General features: G+C 45.8%; 10 protein-coding genes and 1 other annotated feature. Of the genes, 5 read left to right on the top strand and 5 right to left on the bottom strand.

Features of this window, described 5'->3' with window-relative positions; all coding sequences use genetic code 11:
• Positions 1-81: 81 nt before the first annotated feature.
• On the top strand, positions 82-1,545 hold the full coding sequence (locus ACN6NF_RS09945) for a nicotinate phosphoribosyltransferase (protein ID WP_019687018.1): 1,464 nt from the start codon (positions 82-84) through the stop codon (positions 1,543-1,545).
• Positions 1,546-1,611: 66 nt separating this feature from the next.
• Here the strand turns inward: ACN6NF_RS09945 and ACN6NF_RS09950 are convergent, their stop codons facing one another.
• Positions 1,612-2,127, bottom strand: a complete 516-nt coding sequence (locus tag ACN6NF_RS09950; protein WP_474317246.1) for a MogA/MoaB family molybdenum cofactor biosynthesis protein — start codon at positions 2,125-2,127, stop codon at positions 1,612-1,614.
• Between the two features lie 260 nt (positions 2,128-2,387).
• Here ACN6NF_RS09950 and ACN6NF_RS09955 point away from each other — a divergent pair, with 260 nt between their 5' ends.
• From ACN6NF_RS09955 to ACN6NF_RS09965, 3 genes are all read left to right on the top strand, one after another.
• The gene (locus tag ACN6NF_RS09955; protein ID WP_474317247.1) at positions 2,388-2,717 is read left to right on the top strand and encodes a four-helix bundle copper-binding protein; all 330 of its coding nucleotides are present in this window, start codon (positions 2,388-2,390) and stop codon (positions 2,715-2,717) included.
• 77 nt (positions 2,718-2,794) lie between these two features.
• Positions 2,795-3,054 (top strand) — a binding site (T-box leader).
• A 103-nt stretch (positions 3,055-3,157) separates the two neighbouring features.
• Positions 3,158-4,837 (top strand): arginine--tRNA ligase, encoded by a 1,680-nt coding sequence (gene argS, locus ACN6NF_RS09960; RefSeq protein ID WP_474317249.1) that lies wholly within the window; start codon positions 3,158-3,160, stop codon positions 4,835-4,837.
• Between the two features lie 274 nt (positions 4,838-5,111).
• Positions 5,112-6,080, top strand: coding sequence for an S-layer homology domain-containing protein (locus ACN6NF_RS09965; RefSeq protein ID WP_474317252.1), 969 nt, complete (start codon positions 5,112-5,114; stop codon positions 6,078-6,080).
• Positions 6,081-6,191: 111 nt separating this feature from the next.
• On the opposite strand, the gene ACN6NF_RS09970 is transcribed toward ACN6NF_RS09965, so the two are convergent.
• Together ACN6NF_RS09970 and ACN6NF_RS09975 are read right to left on the bottom strand one after the other, a co-directional pair.
• On the bottom strand, positions 6,192-8,282 hold the full coding sequence (locus ACN6NF_RS09970; RefSeq protein WP_474317255.1) for an ABC transporter ATP-binding protein: 2,091 nt from the start codon (positions 8,280-8,282) through the stop codon (positions 6,192-6,194).
• Complete coding sequence (locus tag ACN6NF_RS09975) at positions 8,282-10,039, bottom strand: ABC transporter ATP-binding protein (RefSeq protein WP_474317258.1); 1,758 nt, start codon at positions 10,037-10,039, stop codon at positions 8,282-8,284. The genes ACN6NF_RS09970 and ACN6NF_RS09975 overlap by 1 nt, the downstream gene beginning before the upstream one ends.
• Before the next feature lie 585 nt (positions 10,040-10,624).
• Between ACN6NF_RS09975 and ACN6NF_RS09980 the strand changes: the two genes are divergently transcribed.
• Positions 10,625-10,927, top strand: a complete 303-nt coding sequence (locus tag ACN6NF_RS09980; RefSeq protein ID WP_474317262.1) for a HesB/YadR/YfhF family protein — start codon at positions 10,625-10,627, stop codon at positions 10,925-10,927.
• A 131-nt stretch (positions 10,928-11,058) separates the two neighbouring features.
• On the opposite strand, the gene ACN6NF_RS09985 is transcribed toward ACN6NF_RS09980, so the two are convergent.
• Both ACN6NF_RS09985 and ACN6NF_RS09990 read right to left on the bottom strand, forming a co-directional pair.
• On the bottom strand, positions 11,059-11,571 hold the full coding sequence (locus tag ACN6NF_RS09985; RefSeq protein ID WP_013370774.1) for a hypothetical protein: 513 nt from the start codon (positions 11,569-11,571) through the stop codon (positions 11,059-11,061).
• A 139-nt stretch (positions 11,572-11,710) separates the two neighbouring features.
• Complete coding sequence (locus tag ACN6NF_RS09990) at positions 11,711-12,154, bottom strand: DUF441 domain-containing protein (protein WP_013370775.1); 444 nt, start codon at positions 12,152-12,154, stop codon at positions 11,711-11,713.
• Between the last annotated feature and the right edge of the window lie 17 nt (positions 12,155-12,171).

Consider the following 12,171-nt stretch of genomic DNA (forward strand, 5'->3'; position numbering starts at 1 on the left):
ATGGAGTCGGATATTGCTGAATCTGGGCAGATGAGACGGTACGCCGCCACCAAGCCAGGGACAGTCAGAGAGGATGATACGATGAAGTCAACTAGCCTCGCATTACATACAGATAAATATCAGATTAATATGATGTACGCCCATTGGGTGAACGGAAGTCACCAACGTAAAGCTGTGTTCGAGGCGTATTTTCGTAAGCTCCCTTTCGGTAATGGATATGCCGTGTTTGCTGGTCTGGAACGCATTGTGAATTACATCTCAAATTTGCGATTTACAGAAGAGGACATTCGCTATCTGTCAGAGCAGGAGGAGAAGTACGATCCCATGTTCATGGAGGCATTGCGCCAGTTTAAGTTTGGCGGAACGGTGCATTCGATGAAAGAAGGGGCGCTTGTTTTTCCGAATGAGCCTCTGGTACGTGTTGAAGGAACCATTATGGAAACGCAGCTGGTCGAGACGGCGTTGTTGAATTTTATGAATTACCAGACACTCATTGCAACAAAAGCATCTCGTATCAAGCAGGTGGCCAGTGACGATACACTGCTCGAATTTGGCACACGGCGTGCGCAGGAGGCAGATGCAGCGATTTGGGGAGCGCGTGCAGCTTATGTTGCAGGTTTCGATGCGACTTCTAATATGCTGGCAGGCGAACACTTTGGGATTCCGACAAAAGGGACACATGCCCATTCATGGGTGCAAACTTTTATGACGGAACAAGAGGCGTTTGACGTGTATGCGAAGGTTTTGCCAGATCAGGTTACGCTACTAGTAGATACCTTTGACACGTTGGAAAGCGGTGTTCCCCATGCGATTCGGACAGCAAAGATGCTGGAGAGTCAAGGCAAACGTATGAATGCGATCCGTTTGGATAGCGGTGATTTGGCTTATCTATCTATTCAGGCACGGGAAATGCTGGATGCTGAAGGCTTGGATTACGTACAAATTGTAGCTTCCAACGATTTGGATGAAAATACAATTTTCAATCTAAAAGCCCAAGGTGCACGTATTGATGTATGGGGTGTAGGGACACAGCTGATTACGGCTTCAGATCAACCTTCACTAGGCGGAGTGTACAAGCTGGTTGAGCGGGAAGTAGACGGTGAGATGTTGCCGACGATTAAGATTTCGGGTAACCCGGAAAAAGTATCTACACCAGGTAAAAAGGATGTATACCGCATTGTCGATAAGAAAAAAGGGAGAGCTGTAGCTGATTACATTTCTTTCCCGGATGAAGAGCGTCCGCGCAATGGTAAGCGCCTAAAGCTATTTAACCCTCTGCATCCGTATATGAAGAAGTATGTAGAAAATTACGAAGCTGTACCGATGCTTGAACCTATTTTTATAAATGGACAGAAGGTATATGAGCTTCCTGAACTGGATGAAATTCGTGCCTATCATGCTTCACAGTTGAAACTGTTTTGGCCAGAATATTTGCGGAAGCTAAACCCTGAAATTTATCGTGTAAATCTTAGCGAGAAGGTATGGGAGCTGAAGCAAAAGCTGATTGACAGCTACATGCAGCCTGAAGTTGAAGAAAAGGAATAATGTGAAAAGGCACCTCATCTATGCATGGGGTGCCTTTTTGTGTCAGCGCATGTGTGAAATAGGAGCTTATTTATAAATTTCTCTCATCACATGTCGTAGCTCAGGGACAATAATACGTTCCATTGCCAAACGAACGGCCCCCCGAGAGCCAGGCATAGAAAACACAGCTGTCTGGCCCACAGTACCAGCTACAGCCCGGCTTAATATAGCTGCTGAACCAATGTCCTCAGCAAAGCTTAAATAACGAAAGATTTCTCCAAACCCAGGTAGTTCCTTATCCAGTAGAGAGGAGACGGCTTCATATGTAGTATCACGCGGAGAAATGCCGGTACCACCTGTTAAAAGTACAGCCTCGATGTCCTCATGTGCTGCAGCTTCGGTTACCAACTGACGGATACCTTCATAGTCGTCCTTGACGATGACATATCGAACAACCTTATACCCATTCGTTTCTAGTAGTTCCTTGAGCAGTCGTCCCCCAGTATCGGTTTCCATGGTTCGTGTATCAGAGACGGTCACGACCATGCAGTTAACCTGCTGCGGAGACTCCTGTCGGTGCTCCTCTACAGATGTTATGTTCATTACAATGTTCACCCCTTGATTCATGGTTAAGCATATTCTTTTTTTACAATAGAGGAATGACCGACTGGATGCAAGTCAGAAACGAGGGAAAAAGTTATGTGATTAATATCCTTGCGCTTGCACCTTGGAATATAGTACACTTCCTTACATAAGTCGGGATTTTCTGGGTTTATTTTGTTGTAAGCGTGAACATCAAATGATTTAATTTAAGGTTCAGCGGGTAATAGTCAGCAGGATCAACAACTGGGAGGTAATGTATTATGAATCATTCGTACCAAAAATGCCTGGATGCTTGCTTGGAATGTATGAACACTTGCAATGTATGCTATGTAGCAAGTTTGAAGGAATATGATTTAGCTATGTTGCGTGAATGTATTCGAGTGAGCAGGGAATGTGCAGAGATATGTGGGTTTGCTGCTCAAATGTTGCAACGCGGAACGGATTTTGCCGAGGAAATCTGTGAGCTATGCGCTAAAGCCTGTGAGGTATGTGCTGCTGAATGCAGCAAGCATTCCCATAATCATTGCAAACATTGTGCAGAGGCCTGCAGTCATTGTGTTGAGGCCTGTCGCCAATTAGTGGCAGTGTAATTACATATACAGAACTAGTCCCTGAAGAGGGAATAAAAGGTTGCTTTCTACTAAATAGGTTTGTATAATGGTGGGAATTAACGTCAAGGAACGGGAGAGTAGCAACGGAACCGTATCATTACAGCGAGCCGGAAGAGGTGGAAGCCGGTATGAAATCCGATGTGAAACGCACCCGGGAGACGGTTGATCCAACGATAAGAACTTCTAGTAGATCAGCCCGGCCAGACACCGTTATTTGTCAATGGAGTGAAATCGTGATGTGTGTAAGCTAACTTTATCTACACAACCGATTTACGAAGAGTGGTACCGCGGGGATATCGAAGTTCTCGTCTCTTGATTATATCAAGAGGCGAGGGCTTTTTTTGTTAGATCCTATAAAAAGAAGGAGAGAGGAACATGTTGTTGATGATTGCTACCAAGCTGTTTTAGCTCATACGGGCTTGGAAGAGAAAGAAGTTTTATCTTTATTCGAGGTGCCTCCGCAGCCTGAATGGGGAGATGTGGCGTTTCCCTGTTTTGTGCTGGCTAAGAAATTTCGAAAGTCTCCACAGCATATTGCAATGGAATTGGCAGAGCTAGTAAGCCATGAAGCCGGTCTAACCGCTACAGCATCGGGTGCCTATGTAAATATTACATTGGATCGATCTGTTTATATTCCACCGATGCTTGCTGAATTGAGCAAGGCTGAGTTTCTCAAGCCCAATATCGGATATGGACAGCGAGTAGTGATTGATATGTCCTCGCCCAATATTGCCAAACCATTTGGTATCGGTCATCTTCGCTCTACTGTTATCGGTGCCGCCTTGTATCGCATTCTTGGTGAAACCGGATATGTGCCGATAAGTGTGAATCATCTAGGGGATTGGGGGACACAATTTGGCAAGCAAATTGCGGCCTATAAAAGATGGGGCAATGAGGAGCAGCTACAACAGGATCCGATCGGGGAATCGTTGAAGCTATATGTGCGTTTTCATCAGGAGGCCGAGCATGATCCGTCTTTGGAGGATGAAGGCCGCGAGTGGTTCCGACGTTTGGAGCATGGGGATGCTGAGGCTCAACAACTATGGGAGTTTTTTGTTGAAGTCAGTCTGGGTGAATTTGACCGTATGTACCAACGTCTTAACATTTCGTTTGACCATGTGTTGGGGGAAAGTTTTTACAATGATAAGATGCAGGCAGTTGTTGCCCAATTAAGAGCAAAAGGATTGCTGGAAGAAAGTGATGGAGCACTTGTGGTTCGTCTGGAAGAAGAGCAGCTGCCGCCGTGTCTTATTTTGAAAAAGGATGGGACCACCATTTATCCCACCCGTGATCTGGCAACAGCGATTTATCGTCATGAGGTGATGAAGGCTGATCGGTTACTGTATGTCGTTGGCGGGGAACAGAAGTTACATTTTCAACAGGTATTTGCGGTTCTGAAGCATGCAGGGGAAACATGGGCAGAGCAATGTGAGCATGTACCGTTTGGTTTAATGCGGTTTGCAGGCAAAAAAATGTCCACAAGGCGCGGTAAGGTTTTGAAACTGGAGGAAGTGCTGGATGAAGCTGTAGCGCGTGCTCAAGCCATCATTGCGGAAAAGAATCCCAATTTGCTGGAACAACAGGCAATAGCCGAAGACGTTGGTATCGGAGCGATTATTTTTGGCGATTTAAAAAATAACCGTCTGAATGAAGTGGATTTTTCTTTGGAGGAGGCACTGACCTTTGAAGGTGAGACAGGTCCTTATGTGCAGTATACCCATGCGCGCATACGCAGTCTTCTGGAGAAAGCTCGCGCACGCGCTGAGGTTGATTCTAATTCTAGTAACAACACCCTTGGTCAAGAAGGGCATTCTCCTGATTTGAATATCGTTTCGGATGAAATGCTGGGTGACGCAGGCTGGGCCTTGCTTAAGCAGTTGGATCGCTATCACGGGCAGCTGATACGTGCTGCTCAGCAACTGGAACCTTCGGTTATTGCTAGATTTGCATTAGATACAGCACAGGCATTCAACCGTTTTTACGCTAAGGAAAGGATTGTCGATGGTGGACAGTGGCGCATTCAATTGGCGGAACAGACTGCGGATATGCTGGCAAGTACACTGCGACTTCTTGGACTGAAAGCCCCTAACCGGATGTAAGCTACCACAAGTGGGTATTTTTGTTAGGTACACTACTGCTTTTGCTAGCTAAATTACTGCGAGTCAGCTCTTTTTCTCTAAAAGGCGTTGCAAAAGGAAAACAGTCAGACACTTTTTGGTTTGTGTGGAGATGGTGAGCAGAAAAGAGCAAGATGGGTTACACTATTCGCAGGGTATTCCATTGTTTTGCAACCAATTTGTGCATATTTGAAACATTTGATGGTTTTATTGCGTCCGTAAGTATAGAAGCAAAGTAAACATGGAGGTGTATCTCGTGATCAAAAATAAAAGCGTGGCAGCTGCGCTGCTTGTCGTCTGTTCATTGGCTGTGGCTACGTCGGCTTCTGCTTTTCGTGATATAAAGGGAGCTGAGCAGGAGAAGATCGTAAGTTCACTTCAGAACAAAGGAATTATACAAGGGATAACCAAGGATAAGTTTGCACCGGATCAAACACTCACGTATGCACAAGGAGTACACTTGGTTGTTCGGGCGATGGATCTTCAGGTTATGCCTGATTTTACAACGGGCTCCTTTGCAAACATTCCGGCTTCCGCATGGTATGCCGATTCCTATCGGATTGCAGTCCAGCACCAAATCCCTCTATCACCGGATATTGATCCAAGCACCCGTATGACAAGAGAACAATTCGCAAATATTCTGTACAAAGCAGTGAGTGCAACGGGTGAATATCCAACGGTCCGTATGTTCATTAATGTAGCGGATGGCAAAAAATTAAACCAAGAATCGAACGAAGCAGTGCAATTTCTCCTGTTGACCAAAATTGCAAAATTGGACAAAGAGAACAACTTTAATCCGGATCGTAACATAACGCGGATGGAGGCAGCAGAAATGGTCTATCAGGCATCCGAATTTGTACAAAGTCATAAACCGGTGCAAGCCACTCCTGAAAATCCAGCTGAGCCTGTAGATCCGGTTCAACAAACCAATATTAGCATGAGCATAGAGAAGGCGAATGACCAGCAGAACAAAGTAACAATCACCCGTCTTCAGGCACCTAATCCAGGTTACGGTATTGAAGTGGATCACATCGACTACGTAGATGATACGAATGCGGTCATTTACTACAAGCTGACGAGTCCAAAACCAGGGGAAATGAACATTCAAGTCATTACAGATACCCACACTAGTACATTGATAGATAGTAAGTATAAGGTTACGCTCCAAGCAGTCGATGGAACAGTGCTTTCTCCCACAGGTACAGGCACGTCTGTAGCTAAATAAAACGACAAGATATGTCATAATAAAATAAAGCCAGCGAGTCCCCAATATGAATGGAGACCGCTGGCTTTTTCATGCTAAATATTAATTGTTAGCCCCAGGCTCTAGTACTATTTAAGCTTTAAATGCGACTTTACCTGTAAGCAAGTCATTTTGTGCAGAAGGTGTAGCTGAGGAAGACGCAGATTCTGCTGCAACCGTTCCTGACTGAAGCTGATACATTTGGAAGTAACGTCCACCCTGGGCCATAAGCTCGTCATGGCTACCCCGTTCAACAATTTCACCCCGATGCAGCACCAAAATTTGGTCTGCACTACGAATGGTGGACAAACGGTGGGCAATGATAAAGGTCGTACGTCCCTTTTTGAGCACTTCAAGAGCAGATTGGATGAGCGCTTCCGTTTCGGTATCAATATTGGCGGTAGCTTCATCCAGAATTAAAATGGCGGGATCAAAGGCTAGCGCACGAGCGAATGAAATAAGCTGACGTTGCCCAGCGGATAAGGTGCTGCCTTTTTCAATAACAGGCTCGTCAAATCCTTGGGGCAAATGGGCTAACAGTTTGTCGGCTCCAACGTCATGCAGCGCTTTATTTACCTGCTCTCTCGTGATTCTACTATCTCCGAGACTGACATTAGAGGCTACCGTACCTGTGAACAAATATGGATCTTGAAGAACAATACCCATATGATGGCGAAGCCATTGCTTAGGAATATTTTTGACAGGCGTTCCGTCAATGGTGATCGTCCCTTTTTGCGGATCATAGAACCGGAAGAGCAGGTTGATAATCGAACTCTTACCTGATCCAGTATGACCGACAAGGGCAACCGTTTGGCCGGGCTGTGCTGCAAAGGAAATATGTTTAAGCACATCATCCTTTTTGTAGGCAAAGGAAACGTCGTTAAATTCTACCTGACCTTTGTAACGTGGCATCGTACCGTCTGTCACCGGTTCTCCAGTTTCGTCCATCAATTCAAACACGCGTCCTGAGGATACGATGGAAGTATCCAGTACGGCGAGTTGGTTGACCATACCCGTTATAGGTTGGAACAATCGACCCAGCACATCGACGAAGGCATACAATACCCCTAGTGATATTGCACTACCTGAAGTGCCAAGGGCAGCAGATCCAAAATACCACAACACGACAGCGAAGGCGAGGTTTCTCAACACGTTGACCAAATTGTGCGAAGTAAAAGCGTTCAAATTCAGCATTTTATTCTGATGCTTCATATAGTCATCATTCAGTTCTTCAAACTCTTGCTGTGTTTGTTTCTGGTGCCGGAATACGCGAATAATGGACATCCCCTGAATGGATTCATTAATAATCGCATTAATCTCACTGAGTCTGGACCGAATGATCGTGTTATAGCGGGTGGCAACCTTGCGGTACAATACAATCCATAGGATCAATAATGGTACAATAAATAGAGAGATAAGACCCAGTCTAAAGTCCAGTAAAAAGAGTGCAACATATACCCCTGTCATCGTTACAATCCCTGAAGTGAAGTTGGAGAGTACAGCCACAAACAAATCTTTGACTGCCTCCGTGTCATTCGTAACACGGGATACGACCTTGCCTGCGGGTAAGTTATCAAAAAAGTAAACTGGCAAGCGCTGAATGTGTGCGTAGAGATCAAGCCGAAGCTTCTGAATGACCTTGTTCGCCGAGGATTGCAGCCAGTATGTTTTGCCGAACTCGGCAAAAATCGAAACGACTAAAAAGAAGCAATACCACCCAATTAGCTGAAAGATGCCGGGCATTTCCGGTTTATAAAAGCTATACAGCTCATCAGCAGTCAGAGCCTTGGCTTTATAATGAAAGGTGTCGGAGCCGCGTGTCACCGTCAGTGTATCGTTCGTAAAGGAGCGGTTACCATCCGCTACTTGGACGGAACCATCGACAAATACAAAAGATTTGTCAACTTGTAAAATCCTCGCTTCGCGTCCTTTGGTCTCCCCGGCCTCAAAGCGATCTTCACGTTTAAAATGGGTTCCAGCATAACTTACAGTTCCTTCCACACTAGTCGTCTCATAAAATGGTTTTTCAATAGCGAGCATATGGTCGTCAATCATCGTTTTGGCGATGAAGGGACCAGCCAGCTCAGCGGCTACTCCAATAGCCAAGGCGATGAGAGCGGCAATAAAACCTGCTTTGCTCGTCAGTGCATACTGGAACAGCCTTTTGCCTATATTGGATTTCATTAGGATACCTCCCCTGAGGTCAGATCAGATTCCACTTGTTGCCGTTCATATTGTTGTCGGTACCATCCGTCAGCCTGAAGTAGCTCATCGTGGGTTCCTTCCTCAATAATGCGTCCTTGCTCCAGCACGACGATCCGGTCTGCATGCTCTACAGCCGATAGACGGTGGGTGGAGATCAAGGTCGTTTTACCCGAGCGCTGACGCCGGATATTATCAATAATACGTGCTTCCGTGCGGGCATCTACTGCTGACAGTGCATCGTCGAGCACTAGAATATCCGGATCGGCGATAAAGGCTCGCGCAAGCGAAACGCGCTGCTTCTGACCGCCGGACAGGGCGATACCTTTTTCTCCGACCAGTGTATCCAGTCCATCGGACAGAGTTCCCAAATCCTGATCAAAGGCAGCCGTACGGATCGCTTCCATGATGTCATCATCATCTGCTCCAGGCTTCCCGAACTGAATGTTCTCGCGCACCGATTTGGAGAACAAAATTTGCTCTTGCGGCACGTAGCCAATCCAGCTGTGTAATTGTTCCACTGCAATGTCCTCCAGCCGGGTGCCGGAGATTAAAATATCACCACTGCCAGTCGGATATTCATGCAATAGCTGTTTGAGCAAAGTGGATTTCCCACTGCCTGTTCGACCGACGACACCTAGTGTTTCTCCACGTTTGAGCTCCAGATTTACATGTGACAGATTGTCAACAGTGGAGGTAGGATAGCGGAAAGTTACGTCTTTCATGGTGATGGATTCTGGACGATCCACTGGAACAGGTTGAGCCACATTTTGAACGTCAGGCTGGACATCAAGAGTTTCATTGACCCGATCTAGGGAAGCGCTACCGCGCTGCATAATATTAATCAGCTCGCCGATGGCAAACATCGGCCAAATCATCATTCCTAGATACATGTTAAAGGATACCAGTTCGCCTAGCGTGATATCGTTATGAAATACCAAATAAATACCATACCCGAGTCCGATAACGTAACTGAGTCCTACACATAAACGGATCGTTGGTTCAAAGAGAGCATCCATCCGGGCCACTGCCAAGTTTTTACGAAATACATCGTCGGTAATATCAGCAAAACGTTTTTCGTCCATTCGTTCTTGCACATAAGCCCGAATGACACGGATACCAGCCACCGACTCCAGCACTTGGTCGTTCATATCGCCAAATGCATCTTGTGCCAGTGTGTAACGTTCATGTACGGCTTTACCATAAATACTCATGGCCAGTGCAATAAAAGGAAGGGGCAGAATGGCTGCCAGTGTCAGCTTCCAGCTAATCAGCGCGCCCATGGCAACCAACACAACGGTAAGATAGACAGTGGAGTCCGTTAATGTCAACATACCGAAACCTGCTGTACTTGCGACAGAGCGAAGATCATTTGTGGCACGAGCCATCAGATCGCCTGTACGATTGCGTTCAAAAAATGGAGGGGTCATCCGCAGCAGATGATTCATAAAACGTGTGCGCAATAGGCGCTCCACCAGATTAGCACCACCAAACAGCTTGTGCATCCATATGTACGTAATGTAGTAGATGACGGCAAGAATGCCTATGATGTACAAAATATAACGCCAAAGCGAGGACCAGGAAATCGAACCACGTACAATCTCATCAATGGCGCTGCCTAGCAGCCGAGGTGGAGCAAGCTCCAAAACGCCAACCGCAATCAGCAAAAATAGTCCAATGGAGTATCGGCTTCGTTCTCTTTTAAAAAACCAGCCTAAATTTTTGAGTACTGAAAACAAGAGGAATCCCATCCTTTCATGTAAGTTCATTCGAGAGTTGTGTACCATTTTGAAGAAACAACAGCGGCTTGCTGCCACAAAGTACAATTCGGCAACAGGCGCAAAAAAGGCATACCGTCCGCAGACGATATGCCTTAAATCTCAATATCATATGGCGCGCAGGTATTCTCAGCACACTCACCACTGAAAAACTGCTTAAACGCAGGCAGCCACTCGTATTAAACCATACAACAGGAATGGCCCAATTCTAAAGGATGCGACAGGGGAGATGCTCCGGTATGAAGTTGTTGTATTTGTAGATGTGGGTGAAATACAATCATAAATTTTAGCACCGGGAACACTCCTTTCTTCCTCAAAATGGGTTCATTCTTACATGAGTTATCGTTCAAATTGGTAATAAATTTCAAAATGGATCTCGTATGGTTGAATCTTAACACCCTTTTTTGCGAATTGTCAAACCTTTTTCAAAAAAATGTATATGACTTGTCCAAGAAGCCGTGTGGGGAGAGACGGTTGGTGGCTATTCCAAAAGATGCTATGATATAGTTGGCAGGACGTCATTGTACAAGGAGATGAGCATAACGCATGAGCATACAGGTAACTGAACCTGCGGCACAGTGGTACATTAAGGAGCTTGGTTTGAAACGTGGGGATTCCATCCGTTTTTTTGTTCGCTATAGTTCCGGCGGTGGGTTGCATCCAGGCTTTTCTCTGGGAATTGCCGTAGAGCCTCCGCAGCACCCTGCTTTACAGCATGAAGCGGCTGGCATTACGTTTTATATGGAGGACCAGGATTACTGGTATCTAAAAGGCCATCATCTGGAAGTGAAGTATTTGGAGGAACATGACGACATTATTTACACCTACGAAAAGGATGAACAAGCATAATGCCTTCACGTTAAAAATAACGTGCCAGTAATGGTTTATGGACATGAAAAGCGGCGGAGTATGTGTGGCAGGAGATGAACCTGCACATGATACTCCGCCGCTTTATTATGGTTAGGGCAGGATGTCGTATGTTAAGGGTTGTTAAACATCGGACCATCGACTGCAAAATCAAAATCATCAATATCATACACATGTACAGGTACAGAAGCTTCGATAATGCGGTGGATCCAATCGAGTTGATCAGTCAGGATGGGTAATGCTTCACGCTGAGCTGTCAACACGAGTTCGGTTTCAATCGGATCAAAATATTCTCCGTAATGCGCCGTGTCAACAGCATTAATGACAATGAGTGATGTATTGGCGTCGAATAATATAGGCAAGCTTTTCGCCCAAGGCATCTGAAGGGCACGTCGAATTTTTTTCTGATTCAACGGTTCTTCGAAATAACTGATCAGCTCACTTACCTTTCGCTTCACATGTTGATCATCCATCGGGTTATCCATGAGAGGCTCTGTACTGTCCTGGAATTCGTACAGCTCTAGCAGTGATGTGTAAGGCACTATATATTCCACAGGGGCGGGAGATGTAAGCAGCTGGCCGTATATAGCCACCATTACAGCTTCCGTTACAAATTGTCGAGACATCGGTCAAGCCTCCTGCATTTACCAAATTATGCGATTTGAGTATAACACAAAGCGGGACTGAATTCAGCCAGATATGCAGATTGCTATCATTCATTTGTATATTTATTGAACGGCTCTTTTCAATCCTGTGTCTAGGAATTTAGGAGCGACCGATTAATAAGGAGAGCAGCCCGGCAGCAATCAGAGGTCCAACGGGAACCCCTTTAAAGAAGGCAACGCCAATGACGGTCCCGATTAGTAGACCTGTTACAATAATAGGCTGTCCGGACATCAGAGTTACTCCACGGCCACCGAGGTAGGCTACCAGAATTCCGATACCAATCGCGAGTAAGGACTTCCAATGTAGGAAGGACTCTGTCACCTGATTGATGCTAATTTTACCGCTGGCTAGCGGGGTCATGACCCCAATCGTCAAAATAATAATTCCGATCGTCAGGCCATATTTTTCGAGCCAGGGAAAAGCAGTATGAAAGCTGGTTACCCGCAGCAGTAGTAGTACAACCATAGCAATCGTCACGGTTGAGTTGCCACTGATAATTCCAAGGCCAGCCAGTACCAGTAAGATAAGTGAGCTGTAATCCATTCAGTTGTTCTCCTTCG

Source organism: Paenibacillus sp. TSM33 (assembly GCF_056099025.1).